Source organism: Buchnera aphidicola (Aphis fabae), assembly GCF_009069125.1.
GTDB classification, from domain to species: Bacteria; Pseudomonadota; Gammaproteobacteria; order Enterobacterales; family Enterobacteriaceae; genus Buchnera; species Buchnera aphidicola_BB.
On sequence record NZ_CP042427.1, the window covers coordinates 400756 to 425884 of the forward strand.

Here is a 25129-nt window from a genome sequence, read left to right on the forward strand (position 1 = left end):
TATAATTTTAAAAATATATATATTTTTTATTTTTTATAGGAATGATAATTTTTTATGATCAATAGATTTTAAAAATTATTTTATAAATATGATGAGTGAAATTTTGGCAGGGGTGGAAGGATTTGAACCTACAACTTTCGGTTTTGGAGACCGATGCTCTACCAATTGAACTACACCCCTAATGATATTTAAATCTTTAAAAAAATTAATTATATTCTTAATTAATAAAAAAGTCTAGTTTGTATTTTATAAAAATCTAATTACAAAAGTATATTAATTTTTAGATCTAAATTTTTCTGAAAATGATAGAATGTTGGTTTGATTAAAAACTTAAGTAAGGTGATTAATTTTATGAAAACTCCAATTTATTTAGATTATGCAGCTACTACTCCAGTAGATTTACAAGTTGCTAAAAAAATGATGAATTATTTAACAATAGATGGAATGTTTGGAAATCCAGCTTCTCGATCTCATAAATTTGGTTGGGAAGCAGAAGAAATAGTTGATATTGCTCGCAATCAAATATCCAATTTGATTGGAGCAGATTCACGTGAAATTATATTTACTTCTGGAGCAACTGAAGCAAATAATTTAGCTATTAAAGGTATTGCATTATTTAATAAAAAAAAAGGAAATCATATTATTACAAGTAAAACAGAACATAAATCAGTTTTGGATACTTGTAGATATTTAGAAGGAGAAGGTTTTTCTGTAACGTATCTAACCCCTAAAAACAATGGAATTATTGATTTAAACGATTTAAAAAAAAATATAAGAAAAAATACTATACTTGTTTCCATAATGCATGTAAATAATGAAACTGGAATCATACAAGATATTAATAGTATTTCTGAAATTTGTAAATCTCGTGATATTTTTTTTCATGTCGATGCAACACAAAGTATAGGGAAAATCAATGTTAACATAAAAAATTCATTTATAGATTTAATGTCTTTTTCAGCACATAAGTTATATGGACCAAAGGGTATCGGGGGTTTATATGTTCGTCGTAAACCTCGAGTTCGTTTATTAGCATCTTTACATGGAGGAGGACATGAACGAGGAATGAGAGCCGGAACCTTACCAGTTCACCAAATTGTTGGTATGGGAGAAGCTTTTGAATTAGCAAGAAAAAAAATAAAAAATGATTTTATTCATCTCAATGACTTAAGAAATGATTTGTGGAATGGAATTAAAAACATTGAAGAAGTGTATTTAAATAGTGATTTAAAACAAGGAGCACCTCATATTTTAAATGTGAGTTTTAACTATGTTGAAGGTGAATCATTAATTATGTCGCTTAAAGATTTAGCTATTTCTTCAGGTTCAGCATGTACTTCATCTAGTTTAGAACCATCTTATGTATTAAGAGCTTTAGGCATAAAAGACGAATTAGCACATAGTTCAATTCGTTTTTCTATTGGTAGATTTACGACAAAAGAAGAAATTCAACATACAATCAAATTAGTTCATAAATCAATTTCTAAACTTCGAGCACTTTCACCATTATGGGAAATGTTTAAATCAGGAGTTGATTTAAATAGTATAGAGTGGGATCATAGTTAAAGCAATAAAATTTAATATAGAAAGGTAGTCAACATGGCATATAGTAAAAAAGTTATGGATCATTATGAAAATCCTCGTAATGTTGGTTCTTTTTCTAATGAAGATATCAATGTTGGAAGTGGTTTAGTAGGAGCTCCTGCTTGTGGCGATGTAATGAAATTACAAATTAAAGTTAATTCAAAAGGTATTATTGAAGATGCTTGTTTTAAAACATATGGCTGTGGTTCTGCAATTGCATCTAGTTCACTTGTAACAGAATGGATAAAAGGAAAATCAATCAAAGAAGCAGAATCTATTAAAAATACAAGTATAGTAGAAGAATTAGAATTACCACCAGTAAAAATTCATTGTTCAATTTTAGCAGAAGATGCTATTAAAGCAGCTATTACAGATTATAAAAATAAAAAAAATAAAGAATAAGATTTCTTTTGTATAATTTAATGTTGAAAAGAAAGTCTTTTCAACATTAAGTTTTAATTGAATATTTTAAAATTAGTGTAATTTAGGTATTTTATGAATTATTTTACATTATTTACATTGCCAATGAAATTTAAAATAAATAAAGATTTATTAGATAAAAATTTTTATAAATTGCAATTACAATTTCATCCTGATTTATTTATCAACGACTCTGAGTCTAAAAAACAATGGGTTTTAGAAAAATCTATTAAAATTAATAAAGGATATAAAATTTTAAACAATTCATTAGATCGATCAATTTATTTACTTTTATTAAATGGTATTAAAGTTAACCAAGAAAAATTATTATCTAAAAATCAATGTTTTTTAAAAAAATATTTTTTTTTATATGAAGAATTAGAAATTTTAAAAACAAGAAATAATTCAAATGTAATTCATTTTAATAATTTTTTAAAAAAAATAGAAAGTGAAATAAAAGATTGTGAAAATATAATTAACTATGAATTTCAAAATAAGAATTGGAATAAAATTATTAATGTGATATCTCAATTACTGTTTTTAACAAAAATAAAAAAAAACTTAAAAACATAACAATTTTTTACTTAAATTAAATAAATTAGGATGTTTTTATATGATTTTTTTAAAAGAAAAATTTAATAAAAAATTAATTTTAGGCATTGATTTCGGTACTACCTACTCTCTTATATCTACTATAGAAAAAAATCATCCTATATTACTAACTGATAACAAACAACGTTATTTATTACCATCTATTGTAAATTATGAAAAAAATAATTTTACAGTTGGTTGGGAAGCTGAAACAAAAATACTTAATGATCCAACGAATACAATTGTGTCAGTAAAACGTTTAATTGGTCGATCAATTAGTTTTATTAAAAAAGAATTTCCAGTTTTACCTTATATTATAGAACAAGATAAAAATGGAGATATTTTATTTTATACTAAATTAGGAAAAATTTCTGCTACTAATGTTGTTAGTCAAATATTACAATATTTAAAAGAAAGAGCGTGTTTTTTATATAAAACTCAAATGGATGCAACAGTTATAACTGTACCAGCCTATTTTGATAATATTCAACGCTCTTTAATAAAGCAAGCTGCTATTAATTCAGGAATAAATTTAATTAGATTATTAAATGAACCGACATCTGCTGCTATGGCATACGGTTTAGAAAAAAATAAACAAGGTATCATTGTTATTTATGATCTTGGAGGTGGAACATTTGATGTTTCTATATTAAAATTAAATAAAGGATTATTTGAGGTATTAGCTACAAGTGGTGATTCTAATTTAGGTGGTGATGATTTTGATGTTCTTTTAGCAAATTATATTTATAAGAAAGCAAATTTATTACATCATAAATATGATGATTCTTTTTATACTTTATTATTAAACGTAGCTAAGCAAACAAAAATAAAGTTAACTTCTTATCAAATAGTAGAAGTTAGTATTTTAGATTGGAAAGGAGTAATTACTCGGAATGAATTTAATGTAATTATCAAACATTTAATTAAAAAAACTTTATTAATTTGTTCAAAAATATTTAAAGAAATAGATTTAAATGTAAAAGATATTAAAGAAATTATTATGGTAGGAGGTTCTACACGAGTTCCATTGGTATATCATGAAGTTAAAAAATTTTTTACAATTAATCCGTTGATTTCAATTAATCCAGATCAAGTAGTAGCTATTGGAGCTGCATTACAATGTAATATGCTCATGCGTAATACTTATCAGGATCGAACAATATTATTAGATGTTGTACCTCTTTCGTTAGGAATTGAAGTTATGGGTGGTTTTATGGAAAAAATTATTTTTCGTAATAGTCATATACCTATTTCAAAAACAAAAGAATTTACAACTTCAAAAGATAATCAAACAGGTATTGTAATTCATATAGTTCAAGGAGAAAGAGAGCTTGTAAAGCATTGTATTTCACTTTCTCGTTTTGTTTTAAAAAATATTTCTTCTGGAAAGGCTGGTACAGTTAGAATTTTAGTTACATTTCAGATTGATACTAATGGTTTAATTAGTATAACAGCATTTGAAAAAAACAGTAGAAAAGAAAAAACAATTAAAATTGATTATTCTTTATTAGAATATAAAAATGCTTCTAAAATTGTTGAAGATCATTTGTATTATATGAAAAATGATTATTATTTAAGAATTAAAGAAGAAAAAAAAATTGAATCTAAAAATATTTTAAATTTATTAAAAAAAGCTTTAAAACAAGATAAATATTTAATTAGTCAAGAAGAACTAAAAAAAATAAAATCAAATCAAACAGCATTAAAAAAATCAATTGATCAAGATGATTTTTATTCTATGAAATTAAATTTAAAAAAACTTGATGAAGTGACTAAACATTTTTTTTCATTGCGTTTACAAAATGCAATTAATAATTCTTTAAATAACAAAACAGATGAGACTAAATAATGCCTAAAATTTTTTTTCTACCTCATAAGACTATATTACCAAAAGGTGCTATTTGTGAATGTAAAAAAGGTGAAACTATCTTAAATGTTGCATTATTTAATAATATTAAGTTAGAACATGCATGCGAAAAATCATGCGCTTGTAGTACTTGTCATTGTATTATACGTAAAGGTTTCTTTTCTCTTTCAGGATGGACTGAAAAAGAAGAAGATGTTTTAGATAAAGCATGGGGTCTTGAATCTACTAGTCGACTAAGTTGCCAGGCAATTGTTGGAGATGTTGATATAGAGGTAGAAATTCCACTATATAATGCTAATCATATTTCTGATAGCTAATTTTTTTAATTTAAATATATGGATTTTTTGTTTCTTTAAATTGAATTTTAATTGGAACTCCATTTATTTGAAGAGCTTCATGAAAAAAATTTTTTAAATATTTTTTATAAGTTAAAGATAAGTATCTTGTTTGGTTACCGTGTATAATAATTTTCATTGGAGTGGTACTTCCTAAATGTATATATTTTAATTTAATACGACGTCCATTTATCATTGGCGGCTGATGTTTTTTTATTGCATTTTTCATAATTTGCATAAGTGTAGAAGTATTTATTTGTTTTTTAGTGGATTGATAAATATTTTCAACTAATTGAAATATTTTAAAGATTCCTTTACTTTTAATTGCTGATATAAAATGCATATTTGAAAAAAAAGAGTTTTTTAATTGATAATTTATTAATTCTTTAAATTTATTTTTTTCTGAAAAATTTAATAAATCCCATTTATTAATTATTATTATTAATGGTTTTCCACATTTTTCAATAATATTTATTAATAACAAGTTTTGATTACATATTTTTTTTTGTTCATTTTTCGCATCTATAATTAATAATGCTATATCTGTTGTTTCAACAGCTTGTAAAGTTTTAATTATAGATATTTGTTCTATTTTGTTTTTTTTTCTTTTCTTTTTTGATGCTCCTGCGGTATCAATTAAAATATAATTTTTATTATTATATTTTATAGGCACAGATATAGTATCTAATGTTGTACCTGGTATATTAGAAGTAATTATTCTATTTTGCATGATAAGAGCATTGATTAATGTCGATTTTCCTACATTAGGTTTACCTATACATGCAATTTTTATTGGAACATTTTCTATTTCTTCTTTTTCTTCTATTTTTTTTTGTAATTTTATTTTTTTAAATTTACATTCTATCCAAGGGATTAAATATTTATTAATAAGATGATTAATTCCTTGGTTATGACTTGCAGAAATTTTTATGTTTTTTTTCAATCCTAAAGAGTAAAATTCGTTTATTTTTTCTATTTCTTTTATTCCATCGATTTTATTAATAATAAGAAATGATTCTTTTTGATATTTTCTTATTTTTTTTAATATTTCATATTCTTCTGGAAGTATTCCTTCACGAGCATTAACTACAAAGAAAATCAAATCAGCTTCTTTCATAGCTATTAACGTTTGTTTATAAGCTTGTTTTTGTATGACTTTTGATTCAAAATCAAAACCAGCAGTATCTGTTAAAATGAATTTTTTATTTTTTTCTAAATAACAAAATTCATAATTTCTATCCCGAGTCAGTCCTGAAAAACTTGAAACTAGTGCATTTCTTTTTTTAGTTAAAATATTAAATAAAGTAGATTTTCCTACATTAGTACGACCAATTAATACGATGATAGGTAACATTTTATTATGAACTCTTTTTTTATAAATAAATTTTTTATTTTTTTTCAACTTCGTTTATTTTCATATTAAGTATTTCTTTAAATGTTTTAGATTCTTCAAAATATTTGCTTTTTTTCCAAGCTTGAATAGCTAATTGTATATTTCCACTTTTCATAAAAATATCTCCTTTTATATTTTCTACTATACTTTTCCAGGCATCATCTTTAATTTCTTGAATAATTTGCATTGCATCTTTATCTTTATTTTGTTCTATTTTTATTTCTGACATTCTTAATCTTAAAATGTTTTTTAAATTTTCATCTTTTGTATATTTTAAGCTAGTTTTTAATTGAATGAATGCTTTTTCTAGGTTATTTTTTAAAATATATTGTTTTGCTAATGATAAAGAAACTAAAGTTCCATAAATATTTTTGTTTTCTATTATAAATTTTTCTATATTTATAAAATCTGAATTCTTTTTTGCATTTATCTCTTTTATTATTTCTTCATATTTGATGTTTTTTAAATTTTTTGTTTTGTTTTTTGGTTTAATAATAAAAAATAACATAGTAAAAATCATAATAAAAAAAAATGTAATCAAAAAAACTTTTTTTCTAGAAATACTTGGTTTTTTAGTTTGATTGTTTTGTATTAAATGCATTTTTTTATCCTTCTAGTCAAATAAAAAAAAATTTTAAATAAGTCTTTATAAGTTTAATCTTTTTATAGTTAAAAAGATATTTTTAAAAAAAATATAATGAATGCAATATTAATTATTTAAAAATATTTTTTTTTTTCGTTTTTATTAAAATAAATAACTTTTCAAAAAGTTATACCTATGAAAAACACTAATTGTACACAGTTAATTAATACCAGAAGTTCTTTTATTATCAATGCTACACATGACTTATCCACAGATTTTGTATTTGCTAATAATAATAATATTATTATATTTATTGTTTATTTGTTTTTTAAAATAATAAAAACTAACTAAATATTAAAAACTAATCTTTAATATTAAAGTTTTATGTTTGGTGTTTACATGTGTTATCTTGATTAAAATATTAATACTGTATAAAATAATCTTAACATTTAAAGGGTTTTTATATGTTGCAGTCAAATTTAAAAATTTTTGATGTAATTATTATTGGTGGAGGACATGCTGGAACTGAAGCTGCATCAGCTTCTTCAAGATTAGGGTGTAAAACATTGTTATTAACGAAAAATATAACGGATATTGGTGTTTTGTCTTGCAATCCAGCAATTGGTGGAATTGGAAAAAGTCATTTAGTAAAAGAAATAGATGCTTTAGGCGGTGTAATGGCTAGAGCAATTGATTATTCAGGCATTCAATTTAGAATTTTAAATAGTAAAAAAGGACCTGCCGTACGATCTACTCGGGCACAAGCTGATAGAGTACTTTATTCTCAAAGTGTAAGAAAATTATTGAAAAAAGAAAAGAATTTATTAATTTTAGAAGAGGAAATAAAAGATTTAATTGTAAAGAATTATAAGGTTATTGGTGTTTTAACACAAAGTCAGATAAGTTTTCATGCTAAATCAGTTGTTTTGTCTACAGGTACTTTTTTAGGAGGTAGAATACATATAGGTTCAGATAGTTATTTTTCAGGAAGAAGAGGTGAAAAGGCTTCTTTAGATTTAGCATGTCGTTTGAGAGAATTACCTTTACGAGTGAATCGACTAAAAACAGGTACTCCACCTAGAATTGATTTAAATACTATTAATTTTAAGGATTTATTTGTTCAATATGGAGATATTCCTGTTCCAGTTTTTTCTTTTATAGGAAATGCTTCAGATCATCCTCGTCAAATACCATGTTATCTTACACATACAAATGAAAAAACACATCAAATAATACGTGATAATTTAGATAAAAGTCCAATACGTCAAGGTTTAATAACAGGTTTAGGACCTCGATATTGTCCCTCTATTGAAGATAAAATTGTACGTTTTCCAAATAAAATTTCACATCAGATTTTTTTAGAACCAGAAGGTTTATCTAGTTCTAGAATATATCCTAATGGAATTTCAACTAGTTTACCGTTAAATATTCAAGAAGAAATAATTAAATCTATAAAAGGATTGGAAAAAGCTAAAATTATTGATCCAGGATACGCAATAGAATATGATTTTTTTGACCCTAAAGATTTAAATTTAACTTTAGAAAGTAAATGGATTAAAGGACTCTTTTTAGCAGGTCAAATCAACGGTACTACTGGATATGAAGAAGCTGCTTCACAAGGTCTTTTAGCGGGTTTAAATGCTGGACTACATGCATTGGGTCGAAAACAATGGTTTCCTAGACGTGATCAAGCTTATTTAGGTGTTCTTATTGATGATCTTACTACACAAGGAACTAGAGAACCATATCGTATGTTTACTTCACGTGCTGAATATCGATTAATTTTACGAGAAGATAATGCTGATTTACGTCTTACTGAAATTGCTCGTAAATTTGGATTAATAGATGATTTTAGGTGGTCTCGTTATAGTAGTAAATTATTAAATATTAATTCTGAAATAAAATATTTAAAGAAAACAAAAATACATCCTGAATCTTCTAATTCTAAACTTTTAAATAGTTTTTTTAATATTTCATTAACTAAAGAAATAAATATATTTAATTTATTAAAACGACCAGAAATAACATACAAAAATTTAGCTTATTTAAATATTTTTAATGCTAACACATCTGATCTAGCAGTTATTCATCATATAGAAAATGAAATAAAATATGAAGGTTACATCAAAAGACAGTTAGAAGAGATTAATAAACATTTAAAAAATGAAAATACTTTTTTATCATCTCAATATGATTATAAAAAAGTAAAAGGTTTATCGCATGAAGCAATTTCTAAGTTAAATGATTATAAACCAGTTTCTATTGGTCAAGCATCTCGTATTTCTGGTATTACACCAGCAGCTATATCTGTTCTATTGATACATTTAAAAAAAGAAGCTTATAAAAAACTTATTTTATAAAAGATTTACTGTTCAATTTAAAATGTAATATAATTACTATTTAAATTATTTAATTGAAATTGATTATTTTTTTAATAATTGCTTAAAAATAATATATTTTTTAATAGTATTTTTAGTAAAATTTTTTAAAGTTTTATGTTTTTATATTAAATTTAATATAAAATAAATGAGAAAAAATTATGTTTTTAGAGAAAATACCCAATCCTCAAAAATATATCAGTCATCATTTACATCATTTACAAATAGATTTATTTAATTTCAAGATTATTGAAAATGGAAGTATTGCTTCTCATTTTTGGATTTTAAATCTTGATTCAATAATATTTTCTTTTATATTAGGATGTGTTTTTTTAAGTATTTTTTACACAGTGGCAAAAAAAATTACGACTGGTGTTCCAAATAAAGTACAAGCGTGTATTGAAATAATTTTTGAGTTTATATTATCTAATGTAAAAAATATGTTTCAAGGTAATAACCCACTTATAGCACCATTGTCATTAACAGTTTTTATATGGGTTTTTTTAATGAATCTTATGGATTTAATTCCAATTGATTTTATACCTTTGTTTTTTGATAGATTATTTCACATTTCAGCTATTCGTATTGTTCCATCTGCAGATGTAAATATTACTTTATCAATGTCATTAGCAGTTTTTGTTTTAATTTTATTTTATAGTATAAAGATTAAGGGGTATATTGGTTTTTTTAAAGAACTAACTTTACAACCTTTTAATCATCCTGTATTTTTTATTTTTAATTTTTTATTGGAATTTGTTTCGTTATTATCTAAGCCTATTTCTTTAGGATTAAGACTTTTTGGTAATATGTATTCTGGTGAAATGATTTTTATTTTAATTGCAGGTTTGCTTCCATGGTGGTCTCAGTGTTTTTTAAATGTTCCATGGGCTATTTTTCATATTTTAATAATTTCTTTGCAAGCTTTTATTTTCATGGTATTGACAATTGTTTATTTATCAATAGCTTCGCAATCTCATTAAGATAAAATTTGACTATAATCCTACTAAAAACCGGGGTTGATAATGGATAATTTAAATGTTGATATGTTGTATATAGCAGTAGCTATTATGATTGGATTAGCTGCAATTGGTGCTGCGATTGGTATTGGTATTTTGGGTGGAAAATTTTTAGAAGGAGCAGCAAGACAACCTGATTTAATTCCTTTATTAAGAACACAATTTTTTGTTGTAATGGGATTAGTCGATGCAATTCCTATGATTGCTGTAGGTTTAGGTTTATATATGCTTTTTGCTATTTCTTAATTTTTTATTTGTTAAAAAAATAGTTTTTATTTTAAATAATTAGTAAAATCTTTACGTTTTTGAATGGCGTAAAGATTAATTTTTAATTTAATATAAGGCGTATAATTGTGAATCTTAATGCAACAATTTTTGGACAAGCAATTTCATTTTTTTTATTTGTTTGGTTTTGTATGAAATATATATGGCCTCCTATCATTTTGGCTATAGAAACAAGACAAAAAAAAATTGAAGATACTTTAATTTCTTCAAAAAAAATTGAAAAAGAATCTCTTATTATGCAAAAAAAAATGGATGAAATGATTAAAGAGACAAAAGAAAAAGCTTCTTTGATTTTAAATGAAGCAAATCAAAAAAAAATATTCATTTTAGAAGAAGCAAGAAATAAAGCGATTAAAGAAACTAAAAAAATTTTATTAAATAGCCAAATAGAAATTGATATGCAATTTATGGATGCACGTCAAAAATTACAAAAAGAAATTATAGATCTATCTATTTTAATGACTGAAAAAATAATTAAAAAAAATATCCAAGAAAATAAAAATAAATTTTTTATAAATAATATAATAACTTCGTTATCAGAGATAAAAAATCAATGTAGGTAATATTCATGTCATTTGATACTATTGCTAGACCTTATGCTAAAGCTATTTTTGAAATAGCAATAAAAAATGATTCTATAAAAAAATGGAAACAAACATTAATTTTAATTAATAAAATTATTTCATTTAAAAAAGTTCAAAAATTTTTATCTGGATCTTTATCTCCTCACTATTTATCATCATTTTTTATATTTGTTATTGACGAATATCTTGACGGACATTCAAAAAATTTAATAAAATTATTAGCTCATAATCAGCGGTTTAAAATATTTAATAATATATTAAAACAATTTCTTAAGCTAGAAGCTTCTTATCAAAAAATTATTATTGTTGAATTGACATCCGCATTTGTTTTAAAACAAGATCAAGTTATTGAAATACGCCTTGTTTTAGAAGAAATATTATCTTCTAAAGTTAAATTTATATATAAAATTAATAATTATATACTTGATGGTGTCATTATAGGGATAAATGATCAAATTTTTGATTTTTCTATGCGAAATCATTTAAAACAATTATCTTCAGTATTAAATTTTCAAGAGAACAATATATGCAATTAAATTCTACAGAAATTAGTCAATTAATTAAAGAAAGAATTAATCAATTCGAGGTATTTAATCAATCTTATAATGAAGGTACTATTATTTCTGTGAACGATGGTATTATAAAAATCTACGGTCTTTCTGAAGTTATGTTAGGAGAAATGATTTCGTTACCTAATAACGAATATGCTATTGCGCTCAATATAGAAAGAGATACAGTGTCTGCTGTAGTGATGGGTCCTTATATTTGCATTACTGAAGGAATGAAAGTAAGATGCACAGGAAAAATTTTAGAGGTTCCTGTTGGTATCAATCTTTTAGGTCGAATTGTTAACGCATTAGGTGCTCCTATCGATGGAAAAGGGATTATAAAATATGATAGTTTTTTACCAGTAGAAGCAAATGCTCCAGGAGTTATTGAACGAAAATCAATTAACCAACCAATACAAACTGGTTACAAAGCTATTGATTCTATGATTCCTATTGGTCGAGGTCAACGTGAGCTAATTATCGGAGATCGTCAAACTGGTAAAACTGCGCTTGCAATAGATACTATTATAAATCAAAAAAAATCTGGTATTCCATGTATTTATGTTGCTATAGGACAAAAACTTTCAACTGTTATTAATGTTGTTAAAAAATTAGAAGAATATGATGCTTTAGCAAATACTATCATTGTTGTTGCTTCCGCTTCTGAAGCTGCTTCTTTACAATATTTATCACCATATTCAGGTTGCGCTATGGGAGAATTTTTTCGTGATCAAGGAAAAGATGCTTTAATCGTTTATGATGATCTATCTAAACATGCAGTTGCTTATCGTCAGATCTCTTTGTTATTACGCCGTCCTCCTGGGAGAGAAGCTTTTCCTGGAGATATATTTTATTTACATTCTCGTTTGTTAGAAAGATCGGCTCGTGTGTCTGAAGAATATGTAAAGAATCTTACTAAAGGAAAAGTTATTGGACAAACAGGATCACTTACAGCGTTGCCAATTATTGAAACACAGTCTGGTGATGTTTCTGCATTTGTTCCGACTAACGTTATTTCTATTACTGATGGTCAAATATTTTTAGAATCTAATTTATTTAATTCAGGTATTCGGCCTGCTGTAAATGCTGGTATTTCTGTTTCTCGTGTTGGTAGTTCGGCTCAAACTAAAATTATCAAACAATTATCTTCTGGAATACGAACAGCATTAGCTCAATATCATGAACTTGCAGCATTTTCACAATTTGCATCAGATTTAGATCCAGCAACACAAAAACAGTTAATTTATGGTCAAAAAATTACAGAATTACTTAAACAAAAACAATATACTCCTCTGAGTATAGCTGAACAAGCACTAATGTTTTTTCTTTCAGCAAATCATTTTCTTGATGATATTTCTATTGAAAAAATAGCTCAATTTGAACGAGATATTTTGACATATGCATATAATTATGATTTAAATTTAATGATGCAAATTAATCAAGATGGAGATTTTAATAGTAAAATAAAAGATAAATTTATTGAATTAATAAAAAAATTTAAAAATTCTTAATTTTATAATAATTTATTTTAAAAAAAATTTACCATAAAAAAGAGAAAATACCAGTGGGTATAAAAGAAATACAAAATCAAATAACTAGTGTTATAAGTACAAAAAAAATTACTAAAGCAATGGAAATGGTTGCTATTTCTAAAATGAGAAAAACCGAAGAAAGAATGCGTTTAGGCAGACCTTATTGCGAAATTATTAAAAAAGTGATTCATCATATTGTAAAAGGAAGTCTAGAATATAAACATAGTTATTTAGAAAATCGAGATAGTAAAAGAATTGGTATGATTATTATTTCAACTGATCGTGGTTTATGTGGTAGTTTAAATACTAATCTTTTTAAACAAGTACTATTAAAAATGAAGAAATTTATGTATTTGAATATTCCTTGTGATTTAATATTATTTGGTTTAAAAAGTTTATCTGTATTTAAGTTATATGGCAGTTCTATTCTTGCTCAAGTAACTAATATAGGAGAAAATCCAGATTTATCTAAATTAATTGGATCTATACAAATTATTTTAGAAAAATATCAAAATAATGAAATTGATAAAATATTTATTGCGTATAATAAGTTTCACAATAAAATGTCTCAATATCCAATAATTACTCAACTTCTTCCTTTATCTCCTGAAAAAAATATATTAAATAAAGAAAAATGGGATTATTTATATGAACCAGAATCTAAACTAATTTTAGATACATTATTTGATAGATATATTGAATCTCAAGTTTATCAAAGTATTTTAGAAAATATTGCAAGCGAACAAGCAGCTCGTATGGTAGCTATGAAAACTGCAACAGATAATAGTGCTAGTCGTATTAAAGAACTACAACTAGTTTATAATAAAGTTCGTCAAGCTAACATTACTCAAGAATTAAATGAAATTATTGCTGGAGCATCAGCAGTATCAGTAGATTAAAATTAGTTAGAGGTATGCAATGGTAGCTACTGGAAAAATTGTTCAAATTATTGGTGCTGTGGTAGATGTAGAATTTGATCAAAGTGCAGTACCAAAAATATATAATGCTTTAGAAGTAAAAAATCAAAAAATAAAACTTATTTTAGAAGTTCAACAACAATTAGGCTCTGGTATTGTTAGAACAATTGCTATGGGATCTACAAATGGTTTGAAAAGAGGTTTAATTGTTATTGATCTTGGGCATTACATTAAGATACCAGTAGGACAATCTACATTAGGTCGTATAATAAATGTCTTAGGAGAAACTATAGATGGTAAAGGACCATTAAGAAGTACAGATTCTTCTAAAATAGAACATTGGGAAATTCACAGATCTCCACCTAGTTATCAAGAACAAGCTACTTCTCAGGAAATTTTAGAAACAGGTATAAAAGTTATTGATTTAATCTGTCCTTTTTCAAAAGGTGGAAAAGTTGGTTTGTTTGGAGGAGCAGGTGTAGGTAAAACAGTAAATATGATGGAATTAATTAGAAATATTGCAATAGAACATTCTGGTTATTCAGTGTTTACTGGAGTAGGTGAAAGAACACGAGAAGGAAATGACTTTTATTATGAAATGAAAGAGTCTAAGGTATTGGATAAAGTTTCTTTAGTATATGGCCAAATGAATGAACCTCCAGGAAATCGGTTACGTGTTGCTTTTACAGGATTAACTATTGCAGAAAAATTTCGTGATGAAGGTAAAAATGTTTTATTGTTTATCGATAATATATATCGTTATACTTTAGCTGGAACAGAAGTATCAGCCTTGCTTGGAAGAATGCCATCTGCTGTAGGATATCAACCTACTTTATCTGAAGAAATGGGTTTATTACAAGAAAGAATTACTTCGACTAAAAAAGGTTCAATTACTTCTGTTCAAGCAGTTTATGTTCCTGCAGATGATTTAACAGATCCATCACCTGCTACGACGTTTGCGCATCTAGATTCTACAGTGACACTAAGTCGTCAAATTGCATCTTTAGGTATTTATCCAGCTGTTGATCCTTTAAATTCTACAAGTCGTCAATTAGATCCTTATATTATTGGAGATGAACATTATAATACAGCACGAGGAGTTCAATCAATATTACAAAGATATCAAGAGTTAAAAGATATTATTGCAATATTAGGAATGGATGAACTTTCAGAAGAAGATAAAAAATTAGTTTCAAGAGCACGTAAAATACAGAGATTTTTATCGCAACCATTTTTTGTTGCAGAAGTATTTACTGGTTTTCCAGGTAAATATGTATCTTTGAAAGATAATATTCGTGCGTTTAAAGGAATAATAGAAGGTGAATTTGATGATTTACCAGAACAAGCGTTTTACATGGTAGGTTCAATTGAAGAAGTTCAAGAAAAATCAAAAACATTATAAATGATAATAAATATTTTGGATATATCCATGGATTTTTATTTAGATATTGTTAGTGTTGAAAAACGTATATTTTCTGGATTAGTTAATAAAATACAAGTTTCTGGTAGTGAAGGAGACATGGGTATTTATCCAGGACATACTCAATTATTAAGCATAATTAAACCAGGAATCGTATATATATTTCATAAAAACAATACAGAAGAGTGTATTTATATATCAGGAGGAATTTTAGAAATTCAACCTTCTATTATTTCTATTTTAGCAGATATTGCTATTCGTGGTGTAGATTTAGATCGAGCACGTATTTTAGAAACAAAAAAACAAGCTGAAGAATATTTTAAAAATCAAGATAAAAAAATTAAAAAAGATGATCTTTTACTTCAAATATCTAAAGAAATTGCAAAACTTCGTGTTCTTGAAATTATGGATAAGTTTAAATAAGATAATATATTCGCGGCTGGTTTTTCCTGCCGCAATTGATTCTGAAAAATTTGTGTTTTAATGTATAATATATATGTTAAAATTTTTTTTAAATATCTATATTTTCAGCATTTAAAGCATTATATTCTATAAATTTTCGTCTAGGTTCAACTGCATCTCCCATCAGAATATTAAATAAATTATTTGCTGAAATTGCATCATGAATTGTAACTTGTAACATGTTTCTTGTTTCAGGATTCATTGTTGTTTTCCATAATTGATCTGGATTCATTTCTCCAAGTCCTTTATAACGTTGTATAAATAAATTATTTTTAGTTTCATTAGTCAACCATTCTATAGTATTTTTAATATCATTTATTGTATGTTTTTTATCTCCTTTTTCTATAAAGTTATTGTTTTTTTGAAAATTTTTAAATTTTTCTCCCAAGTTAACAATAGAAATATATTCTTTGCTTGTAAGAAATTTCTTTGTAAATTCATATTGATTATAATATTCATATCTTGATGAAATTATACTTGGTTCAAATATGTTTTCATTTTCTTTTTCATTAATTTTTGCTTGATAAAATGTATTATTTTGATCTTTTTGATTTAATGTTTCTGCTAATTTTTCTATCCATGTAAATACTTTTTCTTTATTTTTTAAATCATTTAAATATGGTTGGTAAATTAGTTCATTTAATATTATTTCAGGAAAATTATTTTTATTTCTTTTTAATTTAATTTGGATTTTATTAAATTCGGAGATAATTTTTTTAAATAATTTTGTATTATTTTCAATGTCGTTATTTTTTTTGTTTTTTATAATTAGATCTTTTAAAGCTATTTTTACTTGATATTTTTTCATTTCTTCATCGTTTTTAATATATTTCTCTTTTTTTCCTATTTTAATTTTATATAAAGGGGGTTGAGCAATATAAATATATCCTTTTTCAATTAATTCAGGTAATTGACGATAAAAAAATGTTAGTAACAATGTTCGAATATGTGCCCCGTCAACATCCGCATCAGTCATTATAATAATATGATTATATCTTAACTTTTCTAAATTATACTCATTTTCTCCGATTCCACAGCCTAATGCTGTAATTAGAGCTGCTAGTTCTTGAGATAAAATTATTTTATCAAATTTTGATTTTTGTACATTTAATATTTTTCCCTTAAGTGGTAAAATTGCTTGGTTTTTTCTATTTCTGCCTTGTTTTGCAGATCCACCTGCAGAATCTCCTTCTACTAAATAAATTTCTGATGTTGTCGGATCATTTTCTTGACAATCAGATAATTTTCCAGGTAATCCTCCTAAATCTAATATTCCTTTTTTTTTGTTTATTTCTCTAGCACGTCTTGCAGCTTCTCTTGTTTTTGCGGTATTTATAATTTTTTGAATTATAGCTTTTGATTCAACAGGATTTTCTAAAAGATATTCAATAAGATATTCATTAATTAATGATTCTATTACTGATTTTGCTTCAGATGAAACTAATTTGTCTTTTGTTTGTGAAGAAAATTTTGGATCAGGTAATTTAATTGATATAATTGCGGTCAATCCTTCTCGTGTATCTTCTCCTGTAACAACAGTTTTATGCTTTTTATTATATCCTTCACGTTCAATATGTAGGTTTAATGTACGTGTTACTCCAGATCGAAAACCAGCTAAATGTGTGCCACCATCTTTTTGAGGTATATTATTTGTAAAACAATATATGTTTTCTTTATGTGATTCATTCCATTGCATCGCTACTTCTAATTCAACATTATTTTTAATTGATTTAAAATAGAATATATTTGAATTAATTACTATTTTGTTTTTATTTAAAAATTTAATAAAAGCCTTAATTCCACCTTTATAATGATAATGATTTTCAGTTTCGTTTCTATTATCTTTTAAGTAAATGGAAATATTAGAGTTAAGAAAAGATAGCTCACGTAAACGTTTAGATAAAATTTCATATTGAAATTTTATTTTGTTTGTAAAAGTTTTATAACTAGGCCAAAATCTAATATATGTACCAGTTTTATTTGTGGTTCCAATTGTGAATAAAGGTGATTCTGGAATTCCATTTTTATATATTTGTTTATATTGTTTATTATTTTTGTATATTATTAATTCTAGTTTTTCTGATAAAGCATTAACAACTGAAATTCCTACGCCATGTAGTCCGCCAGAAATTTTATATGAAGAATCATCAAATTTTCCTCCTGAATGTAGTACAGTCATAATAACTTCTGCAGCTGAAACTTTTTCTTCGTGATGTATATCTGTTGGAATTCCTCTACCATCATCTTGTATTGATACTGAGTTATCTTTATGAATAATTACTATAATTTCTTTGCAAAATCCCGCTAGTGCTTCATCAATAGAATTATCTACAATTTCGAAAACCATATGATGTAAACCACTACCATCATCAGTGTCTCCAATATACATTCCAGGTCTTTTTCGTACTGCATCTAATCCTCTTAGAATCTGAATATTTGAAGAATTATAGGTGTCTATCATAAGTATTCCTATTTGATTTTTTTAATATGTTTCAAAATTAATTATTTTTTACTTTATATTATAGAATTTTTTTGAGTTAACGTTTAAGTAACATTATAACGTAAACAGTTGAAGAATTATTTTCTGGTTCAATTTGTATTGAAGATTGACATTTATTTAAAAATAATAAAATATTTTTAGTATTAATAGTATTAAGAACATCTAATATATAATAAACATTAATTGATATTTCTATGATTTTATCAAAATATTCAACGTTAAATTTATCTTCCGCCGTTTCTTCTTCTTGATTGTCAGATATTGTTTTAAGCTCTCCATTTTGAATATTTATTTCAATTCCTGAAAATTTTTCATGTGATAAAATAGAAGTCCGTAGTAACGATTTTTTTAGTAAATCATGATTAATAATGATAGGTTTTTCTGAGTGATCTAATAAAACACTATTATAATCAGGATATTTTCCTTCAATTAATTGAGTGGTAAAAATTAAATTATTTATATGTATTCTTAAATTATTAGTACCAATTAAAATATGTAATAATGTTTCTTTAGTGTTTAGTAATCTTAACATTTCCATTATTCCTTTATTTGGAATAATAATAGAAAAAGAATTTATTTTTTCTTTTAAAATAATATATGACGTTGCTAATCGATATCCATCTGTTGCCACATTACGAAGATAGTTTTCTTTTTTTTCAAATAACATGCCATTAAGATAATAACGAATGTCTTGTTTTCCCATTGCAAATTCAGTTTTTATTATCATATTTTTTAAAATATCTGATGATATATGAAAACTAGAAGTATTATGGAAATTTTGATGATTAGGAAAATTTTCAGGTGGTAAAGTTGATAGTATATAACTACTATTTTCAGAAGAAATATATATTTTATTATTTTTTAGTTCTATTTGAACATTTGATGTTTTTGGTAAATTTCGACAAATATTTAATATTTTTTTACCTGAAATAGTTGTTTTTCCTGGTGTATGTGCTGTTGATATTTCAATATTTGCAATTATTTCAATCTCTAAATTTGTTGTAGTTAAAGATAATATATTTTTTTTTATTTCTATAAGAATATTTTCTAAAATAGGAAATGAAGTATTTTTAACTAATAATCGACTAATTTTTTTTAAATTTTCAACTAAAATATTGTTTTGAATAATAAATTTCATAAGATTACACTGATAGAGTCCTAATTAAGTTGGAAAAATCTTCTTTAATATCATTGTTTTCTTCTCGTAATTGTTCAATTTTACGACAAGCATGTAATACTGTAGTATGATCTCTTCCGTTAAATGCATCTCCAATTTCTGGTAAACTATGATTAGTCAGTTCTTTTGCCATAGCCATAGCCATTTGTCTTGGTCTAGCTACTGACCGAGAACGTCTTCTAGATAATAAATCTGAAACTTTAATTTTATAGTATTCTGCAACTGTTTTTTGAATGTTATCAATTGTGATAAGTTTTGCTTGTAAAGCTAATATATCTCTAAGTGCTTCTCGTACAAATTCAATTGTAATAGTTCTATAAGCAAAACCAGTATTAACAATAATTCTATTTAAAGCACCTTCTAATTCACGTACATTAGAACATAGACGTTTAGCAATAAAAAAAGCTACTTCATCAGGTAATATAATATTTTTTTCATCAGCTTTTTTTATCAATATAGCCACTCTTGTTTCTAATTCTGGTGGGTCTATAGCAACAGTTAAACCCCATCCAAATCTTGATTTTAATCGATCTTCAACACCATTTATTTCTTTAGGATAACGATCTGAAGTTAATATAATTTGCTGATTTCCTTCTAGAAGAGAATTAAATGTATGAAAAAATTCTTCTTGAGAACGTTCTTTATTTGAAAAAAACTGAATATCATCAATTAATAATGCATCAACTGAACGATAATGTAGTTTGAATTTTTCAATTGCATTATTTTGTAAAGCTTTTACCATATCTTGAACAAAACGTTCAGAATGCATATAAATTATTTTCATATTATATTTATATGTTAATATTTCATTTCCAATTGCATGAAGTAAGTGTGTTTTACCTAATCCTGTGCCACCATATAAAAATAGTGGATTGTAAGAACTACCGGGATTATGAGCAACTTGAGAAGCTGCAGCACGTGCTAATTGATTAGATTTTCCTTCTATAAAGTTTTCAAATTTATTTTTTTTATTAATGTTGGAACGATAAGATAACTCATTTAAAATCGGTATTTTATCCCATTTATGTTTTATGTTTATTTTTTTTGAATTATTTAAAGTGTTTTTTTTAAATTTTTTTTCTTTAGAATTTTGATATACTTTAAATGTTAATAATGGTGTATTTACACCACAAAAATCTTTTAGTATTGTTTTAAAAGTAATTAAATATTTTTCTTTTACCCATTCTAATATAAATTGATTAGGAGCATATATTTCTAAAATATTATTATTTAGTTTAGCTTTTAGAGAGCGTATCCACATACTAAATTCTGTAGATGGTAGTTCATTTTGTAACCGGTTAAGACACTGTTTCCAAAGACAAAGTGACACGGTAGACTCCAAGCGAACAAAATTAAATACAATTGAAGTTTAAATTTTTTTATATAAAAGAATTATATAAAATTATATTTTTACATTGAAAGTTATACAATTTAAGATAGGTAAGTATAACGAAAAGATTTCATGTATTTTTTAAATATTTTTATTTGATAAAATTATTTTTAGCTATATTTTATTTTTAAAAATAATAAAGTAATAGTTTATTTTTAAAATAAATTTATTTTTAAGAAAATATTTTCTTATATTTTATACTTAACTAATTATAGAATCTTATTAATTTTATTTAGGTAAATATCAAAATGAAACGAACTTTTCAACCATCAATATTAAAGCGTAATCGTTCACATGGATTTAGAATTCGAATGGCAACTAAAAATGGTCGTTATATTTTATCACGTAGACGTGCTAAATTAAGATCTCGTTTGAGTGTTTCTAGTAAATAATAGGTTTAGTATGGTGTTAAATTATTTTTTTAAAAAAAAATCAAGATTATTAAAATCTATAAATTTTAAATATGTTTTTAAGAAATATTATATTCAAAAAAAGTTTGAATTAATTATTTTAGGACGTCCTAATTTATTGGGATATCCTAGATTAGGTATTAGCATATCTAAAAAAAATATAAAATATGCATATAAGCGTAATATAATTAAAAGATTAATTCGAGAAACTTTTCGTTTATTACAACATAAATTAACTTCTATGGATTTTATAGTAGTCGTTAAAAAAAATATTATTTTTTTAAACAATAAAAATATAATTAATATATTGGAGAATTTATGGTTAAATTATCAACAATAGTTGTATGGTTTTTAAGTTTTTTTGTTTTAATTTATCAGTACTGTATTAGTCCTTTTATGCGATCAAATTGTCGTTTTTACCCAACTTGTTCAACATATATGCTATTATCTTTACGTAAATTTGGTGTAATTAAAGGTATAGTATTGACAATTTTTCGTTTATTTAAGTGTAATCCATTATATTCAGATAGATGTAATTTAATATCTTTAAATATGAAAGATAAAAGCGAATATTAATTATGGAAGTACAGCGTAATTTTTTTATTTTTGCCTTTTTATTTGTTTCTTTTTTACTTTGGCAAGAATGGCAAAATCAAGCATTTTTAAATATTCATATAAATGAACAAAGTAGTATTGGTTTAGAACCTGAAAAGAAAGATTATCAAAATCAAATTATTATTAAAAATGATGTAGTTCGTTTAGTTGTAAACATGCGCGGAGGAGATATAGAAGAAGCTAGTTTATTAGCTTATAAAGATAAATTAAATTCTTCTAAACCACTAAAGTTATTAGAAACAGCATCAGATTTTATTTATCAAGCACAAAGTGGATTAATTGGAAAAGATGGACCAGATAATGCAGAAAATTATAATAGACCACTCTATCATGCAAAAAAGAATTTTTTTGAATTAGAAAATAATAAAAAAGAATTACGTGTACCAATAAGTTTTATTAAAAATAATAATATTATTTATACTAAAACTTTTATTCTTAAACCAGGTAAATATGATGTACAAATAGAATATCATATAAATAATCTTAGCAATAATAATTTGCAACTTCGTATGTTTGGACAGTTAAAACAAACGATCAAACTTCCTAAGAAACGTGATATTTATAGTGGTAACTTTGCTTTACAGACATTTCGAGGAGCTGCATATTCAAGCACTGATACAAAATATGAAAAATATAAGTTTGATGATATTTCTAAAAATCAACAATTACATATTTTCACTAAAAGTGGTTGGATCGCAATGTTACAGCAATATTTTTCTGTAGCTTGGATACCTGAAGAAGATATAAATTTAAATACTATTTATACATCTTATATAAATCATAATATTGCTACTATTGGATATAAATCTGCTTTTTTTAATGTTCCTTCAAATTCTCAATCTATTATAAAATCAAAGTTATGGATAGGCCCAGCAATACAAAAAGATATGGCATTAGTTGCTCCAAATTTAGATTTAACAGTAGATTATGGATGGCTTTGGTTTTTATCTCAACCATTATTTAAATTATTAAGTATTTTATATAATATTATAGGAAACTGGGGTTTTTCTATTATTTTAATTACATTTATTATGAAAGCTGTTACTTATCCTTTAACGAAAGCACAATATATTTCTATGGCTAAGATGAGAAAATTGCAACCTAAAATTAATGAAATAAAAAAAAATTTTGGGAACAACAAACAGCGTATGAGTCAAGAAATGATGAATTTATATAAAAAAGAAAAAATAAATCCATTAGGTGGTTGTTTACCTGTTTTTATACAAATGCCTATTTTTTTATCACTTTATTATATGTTAATTGGATCTGTTGAACTACGTCATGCTCCTTTTTTATTGTGGATTAAAGATTTATCTGCTCAAGATCCTTATTATGTTTTACCAATTGTTATGGGTTTTACAATGTTTTTTATTCAAAGTACATCATCTAGTAATATTTCTGATCCATTACAACAAAAAATAATGAATTTTATGCCTATTGTTTTTACAGTGTTTTTTTTATGGTTTCCTGCAGGATTAGTTTTATATTATATAGTTAGTAATTTAGTTACTATTATACAACAAAAATTTATTTTATTTAATTTTAAAAAGAAAGCATGAAAATAAAAATTTTTATTTAAATTTAAAAAAAATATTCTAGATAAGAAAGTATTTTATGATACAAAATGATACTATTGTTGCTCAAGTAACTCATCCAGGAAAAAGTGCTGTTGGAATATTACGAATTTCTGGAATTAATGCAAAAGAAGTTGCTATAGAAATTTTAGGTAAAACACCTAATCCGAGATTTGCTACTTATACAAAATTTTTAAATAAAAATAAAGAAATTTTAGATCACGGTATATCTTTATGGTTTCCTGCACCTTTTTCATTTACAGGTGAAGATATATTAGAATTACAATGTCATGGTAGCCCATTTATCATAGATTTATTGATTAAAAGAATTTTATTTATTAAAAACACAAGATTAGCTAAACCAGGTGAATTTTGTGAACGTGCTTTTTTAAATGGTAAAATTGATTTGGTACAGGCAGAAGCAATAGATGATTTAATTAATTCTGAAACTGAATCTATGGTTAAAGCTTCATTAAATTCTTTGCAAGGCAATTTTTCACGTGATATAAATAATCTAGTAGAAATACTTACTCAATTTCGTGTTGATATCGAGTCTAGTATAGATTTTCCAGAAGAAGAAATTAATTTTAATTTTGATGATATTGTTTCTAATAATTTGAATCAATTAAAAAATCAATTTTTAAAAATAAAAAAAATCATTTCAGATACAAGTATTATAAGAGAAACTAAAAAAATTATAATTGTTGGGCCTCCTAATGCTGGAAAGTCTAGTTTATTAAATATGTTATCTTCAAGTAATCGAGCAATTGTCACAAATATTCCTGGAACAACACGTGATCTTCTTTATGAACAGATTAATATCAATGGTTTTTTATGTGAAATTATTGATACTGCAGGTTTTCATAATACGCAAGATGAGATTGAAAAAATTGGTATTAATCGAGCTTGGGAAACCCTGAAAACATGTGATCATATTTTATTTGTAATAGATAAAACAATTAATCCTAAAAATCAAAAAAAAATATCAAATGATTTTATTAAAAAAATGAATTTTTATAATAATTCTATACAGATAACTTTTGTTTTAAATAAAAATGATTTATTAAAAGATGATTTTGGTATTAAAAAAATAGAAGATTGTTATTTTATTAGTATTTCTGCGCTTACAGGTCAAGGAGTCAATATATTAAAAAAACATCTTGTAAAATCAGAAAAAAATAAAGTAAAAGAAGGATTGTTTTTAGCTAGGAGACGTCATTTACATCAAATTGATTTATCTTATCATGAATTTTTAAAAGCAAATAAAAATTGGTTAAAATACAAAAATATTGAATTTTTAGCTGAATCACTCAGTTTAATGAATAAATTAATAGGAGAAATAACTGGTTCTTTTAGTTCAAATGATTTATTAAATCGTATTTTTTCTACTTTTTGTATAGGTAAATGAAGGCAAATGAATTAATTTATGCCCGGAGGCGGAATTGAACCACCGACACGGGGATTTTCAGTCCCCTGCTCTACCGACTGAGCTATCCGGGCATTTTTTACATTAAATCATCAAAGATAAAACTTTGTCAATACTTTTTT

The 25129-nt window shown here is 24.8% G+C and carries 24 protein-coding genes and 2 tRNA genes; 19 read left to right on the forward strand and 7 right to left on the reverse strand.

The window, feature by feature from the left end:
• Positions 1 to 104 precede the first annotated feature (104 nt).
• Positions 105 to 180, reverse strand: a tRNA-Trp gene (locus FQV33_RS02010).
• Positions 181 to 351: 171 nt separating this feature from the next.
• Between FQV33_RS02010 and FQV33_RS02015 the strand changes: the two genes are divergently transcribed.
• The 5 genes from FQV33_RS02015 (at position 352) to fdx (ending at position 4779) form a co-directional block, all read left to right on the forward strand.
• Positions 352 to 1566: an IscS subfamily cysteine desulfurase gene (locus tag FQV33_RS02015; RefSeq protein WP_158348128.1), complete on the forward strand. Its 1215-nt coding sequence runs from the start codon at positions 352 to 354 to the stop codon at positions 1564 to 1566.
• A 33-nt stretch (positions 1567 to 1599) separates the two neighbouring features.
• Positions 1600 to 1986 (forward strand): Fe-S cluster assembly scaffold IscU, encoded by a 387-nt coding sequence (gene iscU, locus FQV33_RS02020; protein WP_158348130.1) that lies wholly within the window; start codon positions 1600 to 1602, stop codon positions 1984 to 1986.
• Positions 1987 to 2079: 93 nt separating this feature from the next.
• A complete protein-coding gene (hscB, locus tag FQV33_RS02025) occupies positions 2080 to 2577 on the forward strand; it encodes a Fe-S protein assembly co-chaperone HscB (protein WP_158348132.1) in 498 nt (165 codons plus the stop codon).
• A gap of 40 nt (positions 2578 to 2617) precedes the next feature.
• The gene (hscA, locus tag FQV33_RS02030; RefSeq protein ID WP_158348134.1) at positions 2618 to 4444 is read left to right on the forward strand and encodes a Fe-S protein assembly chaperone HscA; all 1827 of its coding nucleotides are present in this window, start codon (positions 2618 to 2620) and stop codon (positions 4442 to 4444) included.
• A complete protein-coding gene (fdx, locus tag FQV33_RS02035; protein ID WP_158348136.1) occupies positions 4444 to 4779 on the forward strand; it encodes an ISC system 2Fe-2S type ferredoxin in 336 nt (111 codons plus the stop codon). Before hscA ends, fdx begins: the two co-directional genes overlap by 1 nt.
• Positions 4780 to 4789: 10 nt before the next feature.
• Here fdx and der read toward each other — a convergent pair whose 3' ends face one another.
• Together der and FQV33_RS02045 are read right to left on the reverse strand one after the other, a co-directional pair.
• Complete coding sequence (gene der / locus FQV33_RS02040; RefSeq protein ID WP_158348138.1) at positions 4790 to 6151, reverse strand: ribosome biogenesis GTPase Der; 1362 nt, start codon at positions 6149 to 6151, stop codon at positions 4790 to 4792.
• Positions 6152 to 6185: 34 nt separating this feature from the next.
• Positions 6186 to 6791, reverse strand: coding sequence for a YfgM family protein (locus FQV33_RS02045; RefSeq protein WP_158348140.1), 606 nt, complete (start codon positions 6789 to 6791; stop codon positions 6186 to 6188).
• A gap of 446 nt (positions 6792 to 7237) precedes the next feature.
• Between FQV33_RS02045 and mnmG the strand changes: the two genes are divergently transcribed.
• The 9 genes from mnmG to FQV33_RS02090 all read left to right on the forward strand — a co-directional run bounded on the left by mnmG (position 7238) and on the right by FQV33_RS02090 (position 15876).
• On the forward strand, positions 7238 to 9133 hold the full coding sequence (gene mnmG, locus FQV33_RS02050) for a tRNA uridine-5-carboxymethylaminomethyl(34) synthesis enzyme MnmG (RefSeq protein WP_158348142.1): 1896 nt from the start codon (positions 7238 to 7240) through the stop codon (positions 9131 to 9133).
• Positions 9134 to 9312: 179 nt separating this feature from the next.
• Positions 9313 to 10131 carry a F0F1 ATP synthase subunit A gene (gene atpB / locus FQV33_RS02055; protein ID WP_158348144.1) on the forward strand — a complete coding sequence of 273 codons (819 nt, stop codon included), beginning with the start codon at positions 9313 to 9315 and terminating at the stop codon, positions 10129 to 10131.
• Positions 10132 to 10173: 42 nt separating this feature from the next.
• Positions 10174 to 10413: a F0F1 ATP synthase subunit C gene (atpE, locus tag FQV33_RS02060; protein ID WP_158348146.1), complete on the forward strand. Its 240-nt coding sequence runs from the start codon at positions 10174 to 10176 to the stop codon at positions 10411 to 10413.
• Positions 10414 to 10520: 107 nt separating this feature from the next.
• Positions 10521 to 11015 (forward strand): F0F1 ATP synthase subunit B, encoded by a 495-nt coding sequence (locus FQV33_RS02065; protein ID WP_158348148.1) that lies wholly within the window; start codon positions 10521 to 10523, stop codon positions 11013 to 11015.
• A gap of 5 nt (positions 11016 to 11020) precedes the next feature.
• Positions 11021 to 11572 (forward strand): ATP synthase F1 subunit delta, encoded by a 552-nt coding sequence (gene atpH, locus FQV33_RS02070; RefSeq protein WP_158348150.1) that lies wholly within the window; start codon positions 11021 to 11023, stop codon positions 11570 to 11572.
• Positions 11563 to 13095: a F0F1 ATP synthase subunit alpha gene (gene atpA / locus FQV33_RS02075; RefSeq protein ID WP_158348152.1), complete on the forward strand. Its 1533-nt coding sequence runs from the start codon at positions 11563 to 11565 to the stop codon at positions 13093 to 13095. Before atpH ends, atpA begins: the two co-directional genes overlap by 10 nt.
• A gap of 53 nt (positions 13096 to 13148) precedes the next feature.
• Complete coding sequence (gene atpG / locus FQV33_RS02080; RefSeq protein ID WP_158348154.1) at positions 13149 to 14015, forward strand: F0F1 ATP synthase subunit gamma; 867 nt, start codon at positions 13149 to 13151, stop codon at positions 14013 to 14015.
• Between the two features lie 19 nt (positions 14016 to 14034).
• Complete coding sequence (gene atpD / locus FQV33_RS02085; RefSeq protein WP_158348156.1) at positions 14035 to 15435, forward strand: F0F1 ATP synthase subunit beta; 1401 nt, start codon at positions 14035 to 14037, stop codon at positions 15433 to 15435.
• A 21-nt stretch (positions 15436 to 15456) separates the two neighbouring features.
• Positions 15457 to 15876 (forward strand): F0F1 ATP synthase subunit epsilon, encoded by a 420-nt coding sequence (locus tag FQV33_RS02090; protein ID WP_226856640.1) that lies wholly within the window; start codon positions 15457 to 15459, stop codon positions 15874 to 15876.
• 88 nt (positions 15877 to 15964) lie between these two features.
• On the opposite strand, the gene gyrB is transcribed toward FQV33_RS02090, so the two are convergent.
• From gyrB to dnaA, 3 genes are all read right to left on the reverse strand, one after another.
• The gene (gyrB, locus tag FQV33_RS02095) at positions 15965 to 18376 is read right to left on the reverse strand and encodes a DNA topoisomerase (ATP-hydrolyzing) subunit B (RefSeq protein ID WP_158348160.1); all 2412 of its coding nucleotides are present in this window, start codon (positions 18374 to 18376) and stop codon (positions 15965 to 15967) included.
• Between the two features lie 76 nt (positions 18377 to 18452).
• Positions 18453 to 19553: a DNA polymerase III subunit beta gene (gene dnaN / locus FQV33_RS02100; protein ID WP_158348162.1), complete on the reverse strand. Its 1101-nt coding sequence runs from the start codon at positions 19551 to 19553 to the stop codon at positions 18453 to 18455.
• Positions 19554 to 19557: 4 nt separating this feature from the next.
• Positions 19558 to 20922, reverse strand: a complete 1365-nt coding sequence (gene dnaA / locus FQV33_RS02105) for a chromosomal replication initiator protein DnaA (RefSeq protein ID WP_158348164.1) — start codon at positions 20920 to 20922, stop codon at positions 19558 to 19560.
• Between the two features lie 308 nt (positions 20923 to 21230).
• Between dnaA and rpmH the strand changes: the two genes are divergently transcribed.
• From rpmH to mnmE, 5 genes are read left to right on the forward strand one after another with little or no spacing between them, the layout of a single operon-like run.
• Complete coding sequence (rpmH, locus tag FQV33_RS02110; RefSeq protein ID WP_158348166.1) at positions 21231 to 21374, forward strand: 50S ribosomal protein L34; 144 nt, start codon at positions 21231 to 21233, stop codon at positions 21372 to 21374.
• 10 nt (positions 21375 to 21384) lie between these two features.
• Positions 21385 to 21732 (forward strand): ribonuclease P protein component, encoded by a 348-nt coding sequence (rnpA, locus tag FQV33_RS02115; protein ID WP_319016480.1) that lies wholly within the window; start codon positions 21385 to 21387, stop codon positions 21730 to 21732.
• Entirely contained in the window at positions 21711 to 21968 is a 258-nt protein-coding gene (yidD, locus tag FQV33_RS02120) for a membrane protein insertion efficiency factor YidD (protein ID WP_158348168.1), read from the forward strand. The genes rnpA and yidD overlap by 22 nt, the downstream gene beginning before the upstream one ends.
• A 2-nt stretch (positions 21969 to 21970) precedes the next feature.
• Positions 21971 to 23566 carry a membrane protein insertase YidC gene (gene yidC / locus FQV33_RS02125; RefSeq protein ID WP_158348170.1) on the forward strand — a complete coding sequence of 532 codons (1596 nt, stop codon included), beginning with the start codon at positions 21971 to 21973 and terminating at the stop codon, positions 23564 to 23566.
• Between the two features lie 55 nt (positions 23567 to 23621).
• A complete protein-coding gene (gene mnmE, locus FQV33_RS02130) occupies positions 23622 to 24989 on the forward strand; it encodes a tRNA uridine-5-carboxymethylaminomethyl(34) synthesis GTPase MnmE (RefSeq protein WP_158348172.1) in 1368 nt (455 codons plus the stop codon).
• A gap of 19 nt (positions 24990 to 25008) precedes the next feature.
• On the opposite strand, the gene FQV33_RS02135 is transcribed toward mnmE, so the two are convergent.
• Positions 25009 to 25081, reverse strand: a tRNA-Phe gene (locus FQV33_RS02135).
• Positions 25082 to 25129 lie beyond the last annotated feature (48 nt).